The following is an 18082-nucleotide window of genomic DNA, read 5'->3' as shown; positions in this document are numbered from 1 at the left end:
GTGATCAAGATTCGGCGTTTGGACAAGAAGGAAACGACCGACGGCTGCCCGTCCGGCGGCGCGTAGACGTCACCACAGGCTGAAACCTCCAGGTCGACCTCGTCGAGCTGCTCGATTGCCGCCTGAAGCACGCGGGGCCGCGCTGCCACCATTCGATTCATCCAAGGAGATGCGGACAGTCTGGCTCCACATGCCTGAGCGTTGTACACCTGGATGTTGTGCACCTACAAAATCAAATGAGGAGCAAGATTTATGAAGTCTGAAGACAACGCACCCGCTCAGCCCACGACCCGTGATCGCGTTGCGATCAAGATTCGACGTCTGGACAAGAAGGAAACGACCGGCAGCAGCTCGATAGCGGGCGGCGATTAGCCATACCGCGGGGTGTGCCTCCATTCGGAGTGCCGTGTGGAGGTGCACCCTACGTGTGTTTGGTCAGTAAGAGAACCCGTACCTCGGCGAGTGAATTCATATCGGGAGTCCCTTGATGGATGGCAACATACGCTTCCTGGACATGCTGCGGCCGCGGGTCAAGCCGGAGCATGTCCCGTACGTCACCGTGGATGGCAATGTCAGGATCGGTGCTACGGTCCATGGTGTCGGGGCGGAGATCGAAGATCCTGACGGGTGGGTTCGGGTCCTGGTTGGCGGGCTGGACGGAACTCGGTCACCTGACGAGGTGCTCGCCTTGGTGAAGTCCAGTCATGGGGATGTGCCTGTGGCTGAGGCCGCCGACGCGATGCAGCAACTTCTCGACGCCGGTTTCGTGGAGGACGCTGGTGCCCCTGTCCCGGCGCAGCTGTCCGAGCGGGAGCGGGAACGCTATTCGCGCGGTATGGCGTTCTTCGACTGGATCGACCAGACACCCCGCTCGAGCCCTTGGGATATCCAGCTTCGGCTGAGCCGATCCCGGGTTCTCCTGATCGGCGTCGGCGGTACCGGCGGAGCTGTTGCGCAAGGGCTCGTCGCGTCCGGCGTCGGGTATCTGCACTGTGTCGACTCCGACACCGTCGAACTGTCCAACCTCAACCGGCAGGTCCTTTACCGTGAGGATGACATCGGTAAGCCCAAGGTCGACGCCGCGATGGGGCATCTGCGTGCCCTCAACTCTGATGTGGAGGTCACGGGTGAACGGCGGCAGGTCGATGGAGAGGCCGACATCGCCGATCTGCTTCGGCCCGGATACGATCTCGTCGCGCTCTGCGCGGACCAGCCGCGCCCGATCCGTAGATGGGCCAACCGGGTCTGCCTGGCCGCTGGCATGCCCTGGGTGACCGGCGGCTATCACGGCCCCCTCACCTCGGCTGGCCTCTATATCCCGGGGCGGGGGGCTTGCTGGGAGTGTCTGCACGATCAGGAAGTCGAGCAGGCGGATATGCGCCTCCCCGCGGGGGTGCCTTTGGAAAGCCTCGGGCCGCAACTGCCTTGGCAGCCTGTCAATGTCGTGTCTGCCGCTATTACCGGCAACCTTCTCACTCACTTCGCGCTGGCCGTGCTGACCGGTGCGCCGCCGATCGAGCCGGGCTTTCGGTACGGCGTGAACCTCGCCATTGCGGGTGAATCGGTCCTGGACCGATACGACCGTCGACCGGACTGCCCGACCTGCGGGGATACCCCGTGACCGAGCCGCGCGTGGCCGCCGATGTCCTGCCGGCGAGCCGGATCCGTCTGCATGATTTGGCGATCCGCCCGGATCGCGGGGAATGGATCGTGGGCCGATTCGAGACCCGCCAGTTCGTGGCGCTTCCGAAGCCAGGCGCGGTCGCGATCGACCTGCTCGGTGCAGGGCTGACCGTCGAGCAGGCCGAGGTACGGCTGGCTGACGAAGAGGGCTGCGAGTTCGATGTCCTGTTTTTCGTCCGAGAACTGATCGAGCTGGGATTCGTGGCCGAGATCGACCACCGCCCCGTGCCATTCGAGGTGCCGCGGCCCGCGTCCTTTCCGCGAGTGCGCCCCGAGCACGTCCGATTCGCGCTGAGTCCGGTTCTGCCGATGTTGTTCGGCTGCTTGCTGCTGGCCGCAGTGGTGGCACTCGCCTTGCGTCCCGACCTGCTGCCCAGCTTCCAGGACCTGCTCTGGAGTCCACAGGGCAGCCTCGTGCTGGCCCTCAGCTTCGTCGGCGGATGGTCGTTGATCTTCGTCCATGAGCTTGCGCACTTTGTCACCGCGCGGGCCACGGGTGTCCACGCCCGGATTCAACTGGGCACGCGGCTGCAATTTCTGGTGGCCGAGACCGATATCAGTGGGATCGAACTCGCCCCGCGCAGGCATCGACTGACCGCCTATTCGGCCGGCATGGCGGTGAATCTATCGGTCGCCGCGATAGCAGTCTTGCTGTTGGTGGTGACGGACGAGACCGCAATCATGCATAAGGTCCTGGCCGCGGTGATGTTGCTGGCGTTGCTGGGGTTGCCGTTCCAGCTCTTGGTGTTCATGCGTACGGACGTCTATTTCATCCTGCAAGACGTTACTGGCTGCCGCGACCTATTCGGCGACGGCACGGCGTATGCGCGTTACATTGGGAATCGATTGTGGGGTGCCATTACCGGGCGTGGGCAGCCTCCGAAAGACCCCAGCCGCCACCTGCCCGTACGCGAACGTCGCGTGGCGCGCGTCTACAGCGCTTTCCTGGTATTCGGAACGGCGCTCTGCCTGGCCGCGATGGCGGCGTTCTCCATACCCGCCGACGTGACACTGATCTTCCGTGCCGTGACCAGGCTCGGCCCCGACCAGCCGATGACGACCAACCTGGACAGCATCGTCGTCCTCCTCGTCCTCGGCACGGCGCACACGCTCTGGGCGGTGACATGGTGGCGAAGGCGCCGGTGAAGCTGGCGCCCGCCGAACGACATTTCGCCTACCCGGAATCGGCGACCTTCGGCCAGGCTGTCGACGCGGCTCGGGAGGCGCTCGACGCTATGTTCCGTGCAGATCGAAGAGCTGACGCAGCGCGAAGTGCGGGTACGCCGGTTCCGCGAACTCCGTCCGGGCGCGATTGTCGTCGGCCCGTCGCGGCACCGAGGCTTTCGGCCCCGGCGGGCGATCGCGGTGACGCGATGCCCGCGGGCCAGGGCCTGGGCGACGACGAGCCGTCCGGTGCGCCCGGCGGCGCCGACGACCGCAATGGCGGCCATCAGCGGGCGGGCCGGCTGGCCGGTTGGAACCTGAAGGAGATGGCCTCCATGAGCGGTTTGCGCTGGGTCTTCTGCACGGCCGCGATCCGCCACCGGCCGTCGATGCGGACGATGGTGTAGGTCGCGAGTTTGCCCAATTTCTTCGGCGTACCCTTCGCGGATTCGCCGCGGGTCACGACCACGGCGGTATCGGCGCCGTAGCGGCGGATCTCGACGATGTCGACGATGAGCTGCGTGCCCTTCAGGAAGCTGTCGAACAGCGCCTGGTGCGCGCTGCCGATCTCCCGGCCGCCGTGGTAGACGGTGCCGACGTAGGTGATGTCGGTGGCGTCCTCGGTGAAGCAGGCGCCGTAGGCGTCGCCGTCTGCCCGGTTCCAGGCGTCCTGGCTGCGTTCGATGAGTGCGCGGATGGCGGTGCGGTCAGTGTCGGTGGTCATGGCGGAGTCCTTTCGGGCTTTTCGAGTTCAGTCGGAACCGAGCAATGCGAGCCCAGTTCGTCGGGGAAGCAGTCAGGGCCCGCAGCGCTCGGGCCACCACCTGCTGTGGCGATTGCACCAGCCAGGACGGCACATCCGCAGCGGTCTGCGAAGCGGTGATCGTGACGACGGGGCACAGTGCCATCACCTGCGCGCCGCGTGACTTCTGTTCGTGCCAGAGCGTTTCCGAGAACGAGGCGACGAACGCCTTGGACGCGCTATACACGCCGGCGCCTGGTTTCGGGACGAGTCGAGCGTGGACGACACGTCATGGGGGTCTCCTGCTGTAGCCTTTTCTTCTCGGAAGAGACTTCTTCCTTGAAGAACTATCTTCACAAACGAAGAGATTAAGGATGGGAGCCGCCCGTGTCAACATCGCATCGCCAACCCGACCCAAATGAGGTCTACCGCCGCTATCTGAGCTCGGTGGTGCTGCATGCCCAGGCCGGCGCCAGGGCATGTGACCTCGGCGCCACCGATCTGTACGCGCTGAACATCCTGGAGCTGAGCGGCGCCATGACCCCTGGTGAACTCGGCGCCCGCGCCGGGCTCACGACGGGCCCGACCACCAGGCTTATCGACCGGTTGGAGGAGGCGGGTTACGTCCGGCGGGCCCCGGATCCGGGTGACCGCCGCAAGGTCATCGTCGAGCCGATCGGAAAACCGGCCGGTCTCGACACGGTGCTGGCACCGGCCCGCCGCAAGATCGGCGACATCATCACCGGCTACTCCGCCGAACAGCGCGAGGTGCTGTTCGACTACTTCGCCCGCGCCGCCGAGGCATTCCAGCAGGCCGCCGACGAGATGGAACGATAGCGGCGAGATCCGCGCCCGGATCGGCGGCGACGCTCATTCGAGTTGTCGCACGAAGAAGCCCTGAACGGCTGTGCGACAACAGGGCTGGGTGGAGTATCTCGAAGCTGGATAAATTATGTTGGTGTACGCGAGGATTCGTGGTTCAGGAAGCCGGGTGCTGTGCTGATTGCAGCCGCACAGAGCCGAGAGCGAGAGCGGTAGCGGTGGAAGGGCGGGGTCATGGCCCACATCTGGGTGACGGTATGTCTGCCACCCGCCCTGTTCCGCCCGGCGGCAATGAATCCTACCTGGAGGCACTCCCTGACAGCACTGTGCTCGTACGGGTGTACTGCCATGGTTAGCGTTCAGGGGCGGTGACGTGGACATCCGGTGTTCCGCTGCATCTGCTCTTGCCCGTTGCGTGGATTCGTGAAGGCTGGCGACACCGTTCCCAAACGCCCTGTACTACCGCTGATAGCGGAGCTCACCTCGGCACGCGCTGTTCTGCCGCTTCGGGGCAGATGAGGCACTTGGCGGCCCGTCAAGTTGGTCGACAGAAAAAGGGTTGGGCGAGATGTCGTCCGGTTGATAGTCTCCGTGAGTCCGCGACATCACGCGAGGAGGTGAGACCCATTAACGCAGTATCGATTGGGTGCTCCCCATCTTCTTCACGGTTGGGCGATTGACTTAGGTGTCGCCGGGAGCGCCTCAACAAGGCAATCCCGAAAGGCAACAATCTATGCATTCTGTGCATTTCACTGCGGAGACATCGTCGAACGGTGTCGTCGAACGCGACTTCACGGTGGGTGAGGTTCCCGGCGTGCTCTTCTCGCCCGCATCCGGCGCCGATCACGCGCCCCTGGTGCTGATGGCGCACGCTGGCGGCCAACACAAGAGGGCACCGGGAATCGTGGGCCGCGCACACCACTTCGTGACCGGCTGCGGTTTCCACGTCGCCGCTATCGACGCGCCCGGACACGGCGACCGGCCGCGAACAGCGGAGTTCGAGCAGCACGTCGCCGTCCTACGGCAGGCTCAGGCGGCGGGCGAGCCGATCGGCCCGATCGTCGTCGGTGTGCACACCTACCTGACCGAGCGTGCCGTGCCGGAATGGCGGGCGACCCTGGACGCTCTGCAGGAACTGCCGCAGATCGGCGCCGACGGCCCGATCGGCTTCTGGGGCATCATGCAGGGCACCGGGATCGGGGTGCCGTTGACGGCGGTCGAACCCAGGATCGCCGCGGCGGTTTTCGGTGTGCTGGGCCACGAGTCCCTCACCGAGGCGGCGGGACGAATCACCGTCCCGGTCGAGTTCCTGCTCCAGTGGGACGATGAGCTGGTCGACCGCCAATCCGGTCTCGCGTTGTTCGACGCCTTCGCCTCGAAGGAAAAGACGTTGCACGCCAACGCGGGCGGGCATGGCGAGATGCCCAGGTTCGAGGTCGACAGCGCGACCCGGTTCTTCGCCCGGCATTTCGGCCGGGTCGGCACGTCACCGGCCTGACGTGACAGGTATCGGCGTCCGGCTTCGAGCCGGTCGCCGATACCGCTGTCGCATCTCGTCTTACGTCAGACCCAACATGCACGCTCATTCGCATTATGGGATGTTCGAGAACGCCTGCATCCTGAGACGGGAAGCGCACCCTGATCTACTGCGCCGCTGGAGTATAGGCCCGGTTACAGCTCAATGTCGCCGATCTGTCACTATGGGCGGCTGTCCGATCCAGACGGCGCTGGTCTGACCGGGATGTCCTGCAGGAGGCATCACTATGGCCAGGACCGATTACGGCGAGGCGACCGCCGCAGTCTTTCGGAGGAGAGTCATGTCCTTTCCCAAGCTTCCCCAGCCGGAGCCCGGTGAAGTGCTCTTGGTCTGTACGTGCTACGAGGACGGCAAGGCACTGTGGGGCGGGCTGCTTGACGAGATCGCGGGCCGTCGGGAAGGCGATGTGCTCGTCGTCGGGGGCAGCGGGGTGCGGCTGCGACTGATCGAGGACTACGGGTGGGACTTCCTGCACGGCGGAAACGTCCCTGCACTTGTCGCGGACGACGGCCCGGTGCCGCCGGTCGTAGTCTTGGCAGACATTCCGGTGGTGTACGGCGGGGACGGGCCGTTGCTGGTGGACCTGGCGGCGATACCCGGGCGCGGCGTCCGGGTCCCGTCGGCCCGGCTCGGTGAGATCCTGGCCGACCTGCTGGGCGGCGCACTCGCGTTCGACCACCTGGTGCGCAACATGGACGTGTGCGGCATGTATCAGGGGGACGGCGGTCGGCCGGCCTTCCCCGCGCCGCCGGCTCCGGCGCAGCGGCCCTTCCCGGCACTGCCCTCCACCGCTGATGTACTGCTGGTCCGTACCTTCTTCGACGACGAGGAGGGCTGGCGCGCCCTGCTCGACGAGCTGGGCGGGGCCGACGAGGAGGGCTGGGTCGGCGCAGACCTGGACCCGGACGAGATCGACGTGGAGCACTATCCGCTGACGGCATTCGTCGTTGACGACCGAGCCTTCGAGGGCATGCTTCCGGGTCATGTCCCAGCGCTGGTCCCACCGCACAAAAAACACACCGAGGAGCACACCACGCTGGTCGTGCTCGCCGATGCCAGGACCTTTGCCGAGCCCGGCCGACCACTGACCGTTGTCGACCTTTACGACACCCCGGGGCAGCCCGCCGTCCTTCCCTGCCGCATGGTCGGATCGATGGCGTGCAACCTGGAGATCAGCAACATGGACTTCTACGAGTTCGTCGCCGTGGAGGACACGGAGCCGTGGTGGGAGGCCTCCTGAAAGGGCAGCGATGCTGCCCGCTACGGCGCGACTGATCGATCTGGCCTGGACCGCCGGGTCACGCTGGCACGTGGAAGAAGCGTCTCAACACAGGCCGCCGCTGGGTCTGCAATTCCGTCATCGAGCGGCGAATGAGGTCGTCCCGAGGCACGCCATGCGTATACGCCAGTTCTGGGGTACACGCCGGCACCAGACCCGGTGCGCCACCGGAAAGCGTCGGTTCAGGTCCTCATGGTGTCCGTAGCCGGGCTATGGTGGCGTAGTTGCCGTCCGGATCCAGCGTTATCGCCGCCGCCCACGCGTGCGCCGCGACGGCACGCCGATCGAACAGGGCGATCCAGGTGTCGGTGGACTGTCGTGTGTCGTTGACCCAGGTGGGGGTTGGGCCGAGTTCGGGTAGGTGGGTGTAGGTCAGTGCGGTGTACGAGTATGCGCGGGCATCGAAAATCGTTGCCGCGCACATCTCGTCGGCCCCGGCGCGTTCGTTCAGCCTGCCCGCCCTCGCCGCCTGTATCGCGTCCTCGGGTACGCCATCGGTTCCGGTGAACATCTCGCCGACCGTCCGGTACGCCAGCCCGAACCCCCACAGGCGGCCGGGGAGTCTTCGCATCAGCCATTCGGCCGAATCCAGGATCGGGGAGCGCTCGGCGTCAGGATCGAGGACTATCGTGGTGTGGGCCATCTCTTGTGTGATGAGGTTGTCCGCGCTGGCGAATCCCCAGAAGTGAATGGTGTCGATATTCGGGTCGGCCGTGTCGGCGTTGCGTTCGGCCATCATGGTCGTGAGTATCGCGTCGATCGTGGCACGGGGCGGGTATCGGATGGTGGAGCCTGTCTGCGTCGGTTTCCGCAGTGCTTTCGGATTGTGCCGCGGTCGATTGCGTCGCTTGGACATTATTCTCTTTCGAATAGGCGACCCGCATCAGGTCGCTGGTGCGTTCAGGCGAATTCGCCCGCCGCGCGCGGCGGGCGGGGCAGGACAGGGAGGTCTGCGGCTCTGACGAGTGACACACCACGGAGGGGCCTACTCGCGTTTCGGCGCAGTCATGTGCCACTCGTCGGGCTGCGGGCGCCGCTTGGGGGCAACAACGCCTCCCAGAATTGCGCGCGCACCGCGTCCCACAGCCGGAAGTGGCGCGGGAACCATTCCCGCACCTGCGCCAGATCCGGTAGCTCGCGCTCGTCGAATGCGACAAGCCCGCACCGCCCCAATGGAATCGGGACGGTGCCGCCGTTATTGCGCAGCCGGTAGGCGGGCGTGGGGTCGGCGTCGTCGCGCAAGAACAGGATTTCGATGCGATGACCCACCAGTCGCCAACCGGTGTGCGTGTTTCCGATCGTGGTCCGATGCAACCGTTTTCACCTCCGGCACGATTCCGGTGGTGTGGCCAACTCCGACAGTCGTTTCAGCACCTCTTGCAGCGTGTGCGCGACCAGGCTCCAGTCGGCGCGGCCGGGCTCATCCAGCGGCGGGAACTGCACGCCGCGCGCGGCGGCGCGTTCGCGCGGGCTCACCGTCTGCGGCGTGAGCCGTCCCGCCGATACCAGCGTGTGATACGCCGCCGCTTTCCACACACACCGTTCGACTCGGCAGCTGCGATGCACCCGCATCTGCTCGTGTGCCAGCCGCACATCAGCGCGGCCACAGACCTCGGGCGGGGTGAGCAGGGCATCCCGGTTCATCGCCCCGCTACCTTCGCGATGGTGTGAGTCGGTGCGGTGACCCGTGCCCACGTGCCCGGCGGGCACACTGTTTCCAGGTCGAAGTCCTCGCAGACCCGCGCGGGCTGGTCGTCGACGTGGGCCAGGTCGTAGACCACGATCGCGGCCACGTCCAGTCCGGCCGCGACAGCCAGCACGAACCCGATCGGGTCGGCATTGTCGCGCGGGGGAGTGACGGTGTACACGTACTGATAGCCCAGCGAGCGGGCGTGCTGTTGGACGGCGACCGCGTGTCGGGGCGCATGCAGCCCCGACACCTCGCCCCGCACAAACCCCACAGCCTTCGGCCGGGTGCAGGTATCGGGCGAATTCGGTTCTGCCAATTGCGTTTGCGAACGTTCGGAGTGCTCTTTCGTGTCGTTGGTCATGCCCCTATGCTGCGGAGAGTGCTCATGAAGGCGGACTCGAAATCGTCAGGGCACGGCAATCCATGCGTACACCCTGAGAGTTTCCCGAGTTCGGCGCACGATGACTCTCGCCGTGGGAAAAGCAGGTCACATCGTGAGAACAAGGGGAGGACACAGCGGAGTGGTGGGTACGAAGTCAGACCTCAGCAGGACGACGCTGCCGCGTCGCCAGTTGGGCCGGGCGCTGCGCGACGCGCGTCAGGCCAGCGGCCACACCCTCGAACAGGTAGCCGAAGTTCTGGAGATCAGCCGGTCCACGCTCAGTCGGCTGGAACTCGGCCAGAACGAGAAGGTCAAGGTTCGAGATGTCGAATTCATCTGTCAGTACTACGGGCTGCCGGAAGATCGGACAGAGTATCTGAAGTCGCTTGTGGCACACGCCAGTACGAAGGTGTGGTGGCAGGACTACCGGCACCTGATTCGACCGGGATTCAACACGTATCTCCAATTGGAGGTTGCGGCAACCGAATTGCACTTCTTCCAATCGCTTGTCATACCCGGACTATTGCAAACTGCCGACTACGCACGGAACGTCGAAGCGTATACGGCGAATGACACCGTGGACGAAGTGAATCGGCGTGTAGCTTTGCGAGTGCAACGATCGGCGATACTTACCCGTCGACATAAGCCAGTGCGAGCCGAATTTCTGCTTCATGAGACGGTGCTGCGTACGGTTGTCGGCTCTGATCGGACCATGGCTTCGCAACTTCGGCATGTTGCAGACATGGGGACCCGGGACAACGTCTCGATCCGAATCGTTCCGTTTACTGCTGGCTTCCCTGCAGGTTTGGCGATACCGCCGTACATCACGATCGACTTCCCGCATAGTGAGCCGCCTGTCGTCTACATCGAGGGTGCAATAGGAACAATGATTTTCGAGGAAGACGACGACATAAGACGCTTTCGGTCGATTCACGACAAGCTCCGGTGTGCTGCGCTGGAAGAGCAACCATCGAGAGACCTCCTCCGAAACATAGCAAGGAGATACGAACAGTGAGCATCCAACTATCCGGCGCGAAGTGGTTCAAGTCGAGCCGCAGTGGCGGCGGCGAGGCGTGTGTGGAAGTCGCGTGGCTCGACGCCGGTTCCGTCGGTGTCCGTGATTCGAAGAATCCGACCGGTCCGGCGTTGGTGTTCGCATCGGGCGAGTGGGATGCTTTCGCCGCTGGCGTGAAGGACGGAGAGTTCCACAGGCTCACTGGCTGATCCGAAGCGATTGGCCTCGGAAGTAGAGACGAAGTATGGCGGGTGCGGATCGACCTGTCCGACCGAGTATGACGCGCCGTTACCCAGAAACCCTCATTGAGGTGTCTGTCCTTCCGTCCTTCTATGAACCGCAGGCCCGGGACGCTGGCTTAGTCGCGGCCAAGCCAGATCAGCGAGTCGTCTGCTAGAGTTGCCGCAATCTGAGCCGTCACGGGTCGAGAGGGTGGGGATGGGGCGCCGAATTACGTTGATGCTGCTTGGTTTACTGCTTGCATCGGGTGTCGTTGGGTGTGGGGACACCACGAGTGGGTCACCCACCACAAACACCACTACCACTACAGCCAAGGCCCTGTTCAACCCGTGCACGGGGATTTCCGATGATGCGTTGCGGGCGGCGGGAGTCGATCCGGCGACCGAGGAGGCTGGTATCGGTGGAGTGCACCAGTCCGGTTGGGAGATCTGTAGCTGGAGGGGACCCAAGTACTTCGTCACGGTGTTTTCAACCAGTCGCACCGTATCGGAGTTCGAGCGCAAACCTGGGAACGTCGAATTCGAGGATGTGACAGTCGCGGGTCGTCAAGGTCGGCAATTCAGGGTTGAGGGCGCATCGAAGAATCTCGATTGTGACGTACTGTTCGCCGCGTCCCAGGGAGTCGTGCAGTTGAGGGTCCAGAATCGGGCTGGCCAGGATAATCTTGAAAACCCGTGTACGGTCCTGTATCGCGTTGGTGATTCGATTGTGCCTGCATTACCGCGTTGATCAGGGAGGGATCATATGAGTGAGGACAATGCATCGGTGTGGAGTCGACTCGCCAACCAAGCCCGCGCCGGAGAACTGTATTTGGACGACGAGAACGCCGCATACCTTTGTGCGACAGCGTGTGACAAGCGCATCGCCGATCTGGAGCTCGTGCGCAGTTTGGCTGGTAACACCCAGAACGTCTCCGGTTTCGGCGACTTCAAGATGGCCGACGATCTGAAAAAGAAGTTCCTGAAGCAGGCAACAGGCGAAGATAACTCGATTGACAGGGTCATTCTCGAACACATAGAGACCGTTAAGAACATGCGTGAGGTCATGGCGATCTCGTTCAAGCACATCACTGGTCGGGACATCGTGAACGCGGCCCAAATCGCGAATACCACCGAGCAGGTGGGCTGATGGGTAACCCGTTCAGTAACCCGGCGGTCGAGGACTTGGGTTTGACCGTGCTCCGAAATGTCACGGACTGGATCTTCCACGTGCAGCCCGATGCCGATCCGTACGCTGTCCAGGACACATACAACCAGCAGCGGGACGGCGTGCGCAGCAGGGCTGCCGGTCTCGGCTTCCAGGGCGAATTCCGGCCGAGGGAAGTTCTCGATGCGGACGAGTTCGAAAGGCACGATGTTGCCACGCTGCGCAGCAAGGTCGACCAGATCGATCTGCAGGCGGTAAGCGACCTGGTGTCCGCTTGGAACACCATCGCCGATCGGCATCAGACGTCGCTGGAAAGCTTCACTCAGGCGATGGCCCGGGCCACCGATGAGAGTGTGTGGCGGGGCGAAGCACGCGACGCGGCGGCGAGCGGGGTCCGCGACTACGCCGCCCAGGGCGGGCAGGTCACGAATGCGGCCCGGCTGACCAGTAGCAAGTTGGCCGAATTGCAGACCGGGTTGGAGCCGACCAAACAACTGGTCCCGCATGCACCGGAACATCGCAGCGGAGTGGATAACGCGATCGGCCTTCTGGCCGGGCGTAGCTGGCGCAACGATGATGTTGCCGAGCACAATTCGAAGACCGAGGCATTGCGGGTGCTGCGCACCGTGTACTCCCCGGTCGTGATGGAGTCCGATACAAATGTGCCCGTGATACCCCGTCCGGCACCTGCCACGAATCCGGGCGCGAATCCGGGCGGCACCAACAACGGTGGCACGAATGTCGGTAGCGGAAGCCCGTCGGGCACACCGTCACCCGGCTCGAATCCTCTCGGCACGGACTCCTCCGACGACTCGACCACTCCTTCGAGTACCCAGTCCACGGACGTCGGGACACCGCAGTCGACCAGCACCGATCCCGCGTCCACGACACCGGCTGCGACGACACCCGCCTCGACCACCGCGCCCAGCACCCCCGGCAGCCCGCATCTCGGAACGCCGGGCAGTCCAGGAAGTCCCATCGGCCCGGGCGCCCCGGTGCCAGGCCCGGGTCGTTCGATTCCGGGTACACCGAACAACTCCAGCGCGACCCCGGCCGCCGCGCGGTCAGGAGCCGCTACTGGCCGTTCCGGCATGGGTGGGATGCCGGGCGGGACGGCGCCTGGCGCGCGCGGCGGAAAAACCGATGACGAGTCAAGCAAGGGCATTCCGGACTACCTGATCACGCAGGAAAACGGAGATGAGCTCACCGGGCTGGATGATATGCCCAAGACGGTGCCGCCGGTCATCGGCGAATAACCCGACACGATAAGGACATCCCCATGCCCGGAGTGCGGAGCTTGCCGTTCACCTCGCTCGAATTCCGGACTATGAGGGAGTCGCCTGCCGCGAAGTGCTGCTCTATCCGTCGCAGTACACGACAGCCAGTTCATCGAAACTGCCCACATTCGGCATCGACTCGGTCGGCGCCTCGAATAGATTGGAAAGGAGTATGTATGGCCTCGAATCAATACCTCTATGGCGACGATCCGGATGATATGGATGACTATCAAGTTCCGAATGGAAACTCCAGCGAAGTTGTGTTCACGCCGCCACAAAGATCTTCTCTAGTTGACGTGGAAGTCGGTGACGATCGCCTACCGACAAACATCAAGTTGAGCCGTCGATGGAAAGACGCATTCGAGCCATCGCAGTACGGCAAGTCGATCATGGACGCCTATCACTATGCAGTCTATGAGCTGGCAGTTCGCCTTGTCGAGAACGGCATACGACCGCGTTCGAGTTGGCCATCCTTACGTGAAGTCGTACCACTGCTCTTACAGCAGCGCACCTATGACGAATTCCATGCAGTATGGAACAGCCTGTACCTCGATACTGCATACACGGTGCACGGCCCCGGATACAACCAATATGACGAGCCTGGTCTAACAGTCACCGCCACGCGGTCCACCCTTCTTTCGATCGCCATCGACACAAGCTGGGCAACGACTGTACACGGGACCGCCATTGCGCAAGACATCCTGGAATGCTGCGATCAGGTTCGAGCGAAGAAGGCAAAACTGGTCCGGGATATCTACCTGGATCAAGAGACCGACCAAGAGCTGACGGATCGCTTGGTCCGGCATGAACAACAATTAATGCGAAATGAAATCTGATGACCGAGCTAAAAGTAGAACTCCAGCTTCTCGAGAATGCGTCCAAGGCGTGGATCACTGATGTTGCCCCGGGATTGCGAAATGCGGCCACATCGATTAATGAGCTGAAATAATCGGCGATACAGTTCGGGCTTTTCGCTGGCGCATGGAGCTCGTATTCCCTGGCGGCCGCGTACATTCAGGACCGTCTGTGGGAAGGGGCTGCTGCGGCTGAGCAGGTTGGAAACGCCCTACACACTGTAGCAAGCACCTACGAACAACAGCAAACAGAACAAGAGCAAAGCACTCACAAGCTCGCTGGAGAAATGGATTTCACAATATAATGGGCGATACCACAACCAAAGAAGAACTGGATGGAATCGTCGAGAGCTTCAGGGCGAAGGTTGATGAGGTCAAAAAGCAACCGGCTAAGCTGAACGATAAGTTCGACAAGCTGAAATGGGCGTGGACGCAAGCCTACTGGATGTATACCGATGTCAGAGATGAGGCGCAAGAAAATCTTAAAACGCTGCTGGAGAAACTCGAAGAAGCTGCTGAAGGAATAGCCGCTCCGTTCTTGTTCATAGACTACGCGGCCAAGTGGCAGCAGGTGGGAAATAGCGTCTCTCAGGTCAATAATCGTCAAAACGATTCCAAAGTAAACATGGAAGGGCACTGGGACGGAACTGCGTATACAAAGTTCAAAGAATCACGCAACTATCAGGCGACCGCTATGACCAATATAGCGGAAATGTGCCAAAAAGTTCACGCGGAACTGCTTACTCTAGCAGCTGAAGGTCGGAATTTCTACAAGCAAATCATCGACAAATTGGCGACACTGCTTGCCCAACTGGGAATTGCCTTGGGGGGGATAGCATCCGTTGCCGGAGCCCCCTGGGGGATAGACAAGTTCAACGACGCCATAGTTACTGCCGTTGAACTTGTCGCCGGGGCTATCACAAGCTTCTTCGAACTTCAATCGAAGGTGTTTATATCGTCGAACGAACTCAAGAACATAGTCAACCATCCACCCGGATTTCCTACTGGAACGGACGGCAAGGATCACTGGCCGGATTCGGTTGCCGATGGATTCGATGATAAAGATGAATGGAAATTGGCCCAGTGACCGTGGACTCTACATCCAATTTTATTTATATAGATCCCGAAAGCGAGACAGTCAAGTGTGCCAAGAAAGCCACGTCACGCCGGTAGTTTTTTTCGCTCGATATTCTTTGTTGAGAATTGCCTCGATCGCCGTGGTTACTGCTGCCTCGGGCGCACTCATCGGCTGCAGTTCGGACAATAACCCGAGCGCGACGATGGTTCCGATTCCTAAGCCGCCGGTCGGAGCAGTCGAGTGCGTCGCTGTGCAGGACGCGGTGTCGCACGATCAGGATGAGAAGCAACTGACGGCGGTAATGGCGAAGATGCAATTTCCGGCTGGCACGTGCTTTTTTGCAGCGGACATGGACGACATTCATGATCAGCCCGGGAAAATATCCGTCCGTGTCGACCTCACCGTTCCCGGCTCAACCGGTCCTGACGATCTTCGCGCAGCCGCTACCGATATCGCTCATGCGCTGAAAGGCGCCGAAGTCGCACAGCGCACAGCCGAACTGTCTGTCACCAATTGGGGTTCCAACCATCCGCCGTATCGAGCTTTCCTCAGCGACAAGAACTTCCAGAGCCATCGGTGGGACGGAACTCCCTCTCGGCAGTCTGAGCTGGCGATATGGGAAGTCGACCTGTGCGCAGGATGCACGCGATGAGGGAGGCTCGCGGGCAAGGGAGAACAGCAGGTCGTCTGCCAGAGTGGGCTCATCCTGAGCAGTCTGTGACACCCCAGCGCGATAAGGACATCACCCATGCCTGAAGTGCAGAGCTGGCGGTTCAGCGCGCTCGAATTCCGGACCCTGTGGGAGTCCACCGGCCGGGACGTGTTGCCCTATCCGTTGCAGCACCAGCACACGACGGAGTTCCGGTCGGAAAGTCTGCGGTTGCGGCAGACGGCGGCGCAGTCGCTGCGCCCGCAAATCGGCGATGATCTGCTGCGCGCGGTCGAAGTGCTGCTGGCGCCGGAGGCTCGGGTGGAACTCGCAGGGTTCGTCGGAGCCCGCCGGGACCGCAAGCTGCGGGCGCATGCCGGGGTGTACTACCAGCACGGTGCGGTCGCGGTGCAGGAACCGGGTCCGGACCACGAGAACGGCGGTGATGTGATGTTGACGTTGCTGCCCACAGGTGAGGTAGCGCGGGCGGTGGTCGATGTGCTCCCCGGTTGCGCCGCGGGGCGGGGTAAGCAAGTGGAGGTTTCGGCTGAGGAGTTGGGGCGGCCACGGCCGCCGGTTCGAGATACCTGGCGGCCGACACCGCGGGAGGAGTTCGAGCAGTTCTTCACCCGCGCGATGACCTTGATCGGCCACGTCGGTGTCTACGCGATGGGCAGCGTGGACAATCGACATACACACGGTCGCAAGGATTTTCAGGTCAACGATGTCGAGAATGACGGCCGCTATGTCACGTTCGGCACCCACACGTTGACCATCAAACCCACCACCGCCGAACGGATCACCGCCACCTTGCAGCAGATGATCGCCCGGACAGTCACGGAAGTGCGCGACGGCGTTCACCTGCCGTACTGACCATCGTGCCGGGATGGTGATGACGGATGCGCTGGACTGGGGTGGCGCGGACGACCACAATCCTGGCCTTCGCTCGGCGACGATCTCAGCTGATGCCTGAATCCATTCCTGCCCGGGGTGATCCAAGCGATCGACCACGGCGGGGGAACAGCCGGGCACGACCTCGCCGGTGCTAGATTTCGGCGAATGTGCTCCAAGACAAGGCTCATCGGGGGTATCGGCCTTGCGGTGGCCGTCGGGGTTTCCGTCAGCAGCTGCGCTTCGGCCATTCAAATCTTCGGATGACGACCGTCGTTGGCCTCAGTCCGGGTCGGTCCATGCCCGAGTGATGTTCCAGGACCGTGTTACCTTTCGAGCCAGATCTCTTCCATGTTGCCGGTGGCGTCTTCGGTGTGCTTCACGCGGAAGACGGACACGGTGCGGCCGGTGTAGTCGAGGGGTGCGACCTTCCCGAGGGCGAGGTCGCACAAGCCTTCCCAGTCGAAGACGTCGACGGCGGCATTCATGTCGATATCCCCTTCGGACAGTTCCTCTGCGGTGATACCGAAGGCGGCGGCCACCTCGGTTGGGGATCCGTTGTAGTCCCAGTCGTCTTCTCCGTGCCAGCCGGCGGCGAACAGTCGTGTCCCATTGGGGTGGATGATCTTCCAGGCGCCGTAGGTCATGTTGTAGTCGATGGTGCACGAGGCGATGATCACAGCTCCGGGGAAGCGCTCAGCGAGAGATTCCGCTTCTTCCTCGACCGGGTAGATGCCGTTGCAGTGCACTAGGCCGGGGTCGGTGATCGCAGTGACGTTTCCCCAGCATCCGACCTGCACCAGTTCCAGGTCCGCGCGGGTGCCTGCGGATACGCCATCGGTCGCGGGGACAGTTCCCAGGTCTTCGAGGACAGTGTCGATGGTGCCGAAGGACTCAGCGAATCGGCGGGCCTCGGCCGGGACATGAGCAGGGAGATCGGTCGCGTCCGCCAGGAATTCGGGGTGGACGATGGTCAGGCCGTATTCGCCGTTGCGGACCACGTCCGCGTCCGAGGGGGCGTCCCAAAAAGAGGATTCCGTCATGTCCGCCACATTATCTTCCGCTTCCCCACCTGGAGATAGCACGAGGGGACTGCGGACACGTCGGGCGGTCCAGGCTGCATTGTTCCGGCATCGATCACCGCAGCCGTGGCCGAGACCGCCTTTCGTTCGTCCAGAGTGGCTGCTTCGCCCCTTCGGACCGGAGTCGAGCGATCTGGCCTTCGGGAACAAGTTTGATGATGTCGTTTCGTGAGGTGATGAATAGTTTTTGGAAGATCGCGGCCACCTGCGCGTCCCTCGATCCGTTCTCGGCGCTCGGCCGACATACCGTCCGAGCTTAGTCTTCCGGTACACCGCCAGCTATCCGGAGCAGGTCGGGTCATCTGTTGGCGCGAGCAAGCCATCTTGCTATCGGCCATTCTTCGCGATCAACGACACCGGTTGTCGCTACGGATCGCGCGCCACATCCTGGCCGGCTGTTTGCTCGTATTCGTGACCCTCTGCAAACTGGCGGCCCCAGCTCAGGAAGGCTGCCGCTGCCCGGGTACCTATGGACTACCGATGCGGCGCTGCCACGTAGTCGGCCATGCTGGCCTCGACTCGATTGACCGCTAGAGTCACCGAGTCGGCAC

General features: G+C 62.7%; 20 protein-coding genes and 1 pseudogene. 14 read left to right on the top strand and 7 right to left on the bottom strand.

The genetic code is table 11. The features are described from left to right. Positions 1–487 precede the first annotated feature (487 nt). A complete protein-coding gene (locus OHB12_RS18165; protein WP_327109803.1) occupies positions 488–1621 on the top strand; it encodes a HesA/MoeB/ThiF family protein in 1134 nt (377 codons plus the stop codon). Further along, on the top strand, positions 1618–2829 hold the full coding sequence (locus tag OHB12_RS18160) for a site-2 protease family protein (protein WP_327109802.1): 1212 nt from the start codon (positions 1618–1620) through the stop codon (positions 2827–2829). Before OHB12_RS18165 ends, OHB12_RS18160 begins: the two co-directional genes overlap by 4 nt. A gap of 304 nt (positions 2830–3133) precedes the next feature. Here OHB12_RS18160 and OHB12_RS18155 read toward each other — a convergent pair whose 3' ends face one another. Together OHB12_RS18155 and OHB12_RS36380 are read right to left on the bottom strand one after the other, a co-directional pair. Then, positions 3134–3571 (bottom strand): SgcJ/EcaC family oxidoreductase, encoded by a 438-nt coding sequence (locus OHB12_RS18155; protein WP_327109801.1) that lies wholly within the window; start codon positions 3569–3571, stop codon positions 3134–3136. Further along, positions 3555–3848: pseudogene (locus OHB12_RS36380) on the bottom strand (SDR family NAD(P)-dependent oxidoreductase); the annotation flags it as partial. The gene OHB12_RS18155 and the pseudogene OHB12_RS36380, both read right to left, overlap by 17 nt. Positions 3849–3976: 128 nt before the next feature. Between OHB12_RS36380 and OHB12_RS18150 the strand changes: the two are divergent. The 3 genes from OHB12_RS18150 (at position 3977) to OHB12_RS18140 (ending at position 7188) form a co-directional block, all read left to right on the top strand. Then, complete coding sequence (locus OHB12_RS18150) at positions 3977–4426, top strand: MarR family winged helix-turn-helix transcriptional regulator (RefSeq protein WP_327109800.1); 450 nt, start codon at positions 3977–3979, stop codon at positions 4424–4426. Positions 4427–5153: 727 nt separating this feature from the next. Continuing rightward, the gene (locus tag OHB12_RS18145) at positions 5154–5909 is read left to right on the top strand and encodes an alpha/beta hydrolase family protein (RefSeq protein ID WP_327121209.1); all 756 of its coding nucleotides are present in this window, start codon (positions 5154–5156) and stop codon (positions 5907–5909) included. 319 nt (positions 5910–6228) lie between these two features. Beyond that, complete coding sequence (locus OHB12_RS18140) at positions 6229–7188, top strand: DUF6924 domain-containing protein (protein ID WP_327109799.1); 960 nt, start codon at positions 6229–6231, stop codon at positions 7186–7188. A 229-nt stretch (positions 7189–7417) separates the two neighbouring features. Here OHB12_RS18140 and OHB12_RS18135 read toward each other — a convergent pair whose 3' ends face one another. The 4 genes from OHB12_RS18135 to OHB12_RS18120 all read right to left on the bottom strand — a co-directional run bounded on the left by OHB12_RS18135 (position 7418) and on the right by OHB12_RS18120 (position 9278). Next, positions 7418–8083, bottom strand: coding sequence for a hypothetical protein (locus OHB12_RS18135; RefSeq protein WP_327109798.1), 666 nt, complete (start codon positions 8081–8083; stop codon positions 7418–7420). Between the two features lie 149 nt (positions 8084–8232). Beyond that, the gene (locus tag OHB12_RS18130; RefSeq protein WP_327109797.1) at positions 8233–8541 is read right to left on the bottom strand and encodes a hypothetical protein; all 309 of its coding nucleotides are present in this window, start codon (positions 8539–8541) and stop codon (positions 8233–8235) included. Between the two features lie 6 nt (positions 8542–8547). Next, a complete protein-coding gene (locus tag OHB12_RS18125) occupies positions 8548–8871 on the bottom strand; it encodes a hypothetical protein (RefSeq protein WP_327109796.1) in 324 nt (107 codons plus the stop codon). Next, positions 8868–9278, bottom strand: a complete 411-nt coding sequence (locus tag OHB12_RS18120) for a hypothetical protein (RefSeq protein WP_327109795.1) — start codon at positions 9276–9278, stop codon at positions 8868–8870. The genes OHB12_RS18125 and OHB12_RS18120 overlap by 4 nt, the downstream gene beginning before the upstream one ends. Positions 9279–9438: 160 nt before the next feature. Between OHB12_RS18120 and OHB12_RS18115 the strand changes: the two genes are divergently transcribed. From OHB12_RS18115 to OHB12_RS18075, 9 genes are all read left to right on the top strand, one after another. After that, complete coding sequence (locus OHB12_RS18115) at positions 9439–10314, top strand: helix-turn-helix domain-containing protein (RefSeq protein WP_327109794.1); 876 nt, start codon at positions 9439–9441, stop codon at positions 10312–10314. Next, complete coding sequence (locus tag OHB12_RS18110; RefSeq protein ID WP_327109793.1) at positions 10311–10523, top strand: DUF397 domain-containing protein; 213 nt, start codon at positions 10311–10313, stop codon at positions 10521–10523. Before OHB12_RS18115 ends, OHB12_RS18110 begins: the two co-directional genes overlap by 4 nt. Before the next feature lie 229 nt (positions 10524–10752). Next, on the top strand, positions 10753–11283 hold the full coding sequence (locus OHB12_RS18105; protein WP_327109792.1) for a DUF3558 domain-containing protein: 531 nt from the start codon (positions 10753–10755) through the stop codon (positions 11281–11283). A 15-nt stretch (positions 11284–11298) separates the two neighbouring features. Beyond that, positions 11299–11682, top strand: coding sequence for a hypothetical protein (locus tag OHB12_RS18100; protein WP_327109791.1), 384 nt, complete (start codon positions 11299–11301; stop codon positions 11680–11682). After that, positions 11682–12956: a hypothetical protein gene (locus OHB12_RS18095; protein ID WP_327109790.1), complete on the top strand. Its 1275-nt coding sequence runs from the start codon at positions 11682–11684 to the stop codon at positions 12954–12956. Before OHB12_RS18100 ends, OHB12_RS18095 begins: the two co-directional genes overlap by 1 nt. Before the next feature lie 197 nt (positions 12957–13153). Further along, positions 13154–13813, top strand: a complete 660-nt coding sequence (locus OHB12_RS18090) for a hypothetical protein (protein WP_327109789.1) — start codon at positions 13154–13156, stop codon at positions 13811–13813. 322 nt (positions 13814–14135) lie between these two features. After that, the gene (locus tag OHB12_RS18085; RefSeq protein ID WP_327109788.1) at positions 14136–14918 is read left to right on the top strand and encodes a hypothetical protein; all 783 of its coding nucleotides are present in this window, start codon (positions 14136–14138) and stop codon (positions 14916–14918) included. Positions 14919–14973: 55 nt separating this feature from the next. After that, positions 14974–15561, top strand: a complete 588-nt coding sequence (locus OHB12_RS18080) for a hypothetical protein (RefSeq protein ID WP_327109787.1) — start codon at positions 14974–14976, stop codon at positions 15559–15561. A gap of 96 nt (positions 15562–15657) precedes the next feature. Beyond that, entirely contained in the window at positions 15658–16431 is a 774-nt protein-coding gene (locus OHB12_RS18075) for an ESX secretion-associated protein EspG (RefSeq protein WP_327109786.1), read from the top strand. Positions 16432–16775: 344 nt separating this feature from the next. On the opposite strand, the gene OHB12_RS18070 is transcribed toward OHB12_RS18075, so the two are convergent. Next, the gene (locus OHB12_RS18070; protein ID WP_327109785.1) at positions 16776–17492 is read right to left on the bottom strand and encodes a DUF6333 family protein; all 717 of its coding nucleotides are present in this window, start codon (positions 17490–17492) and stop codon (positions 16776–16778) included. Between the last annotated feature and the right edge of the window lie 590 nt (positions 17493–18082).

The organism is Nocardia sp. NBC_01730 (assembly GCF_035920445.1).
Lineage (GTDB): Bacteria > Actinomycetota > Actinomycetes > Mycobacteriales > Mycobacteriaceae > Nocardia.
This window is presented reverse-complemented; position numbering and strand designations above follow the sequence as displayed.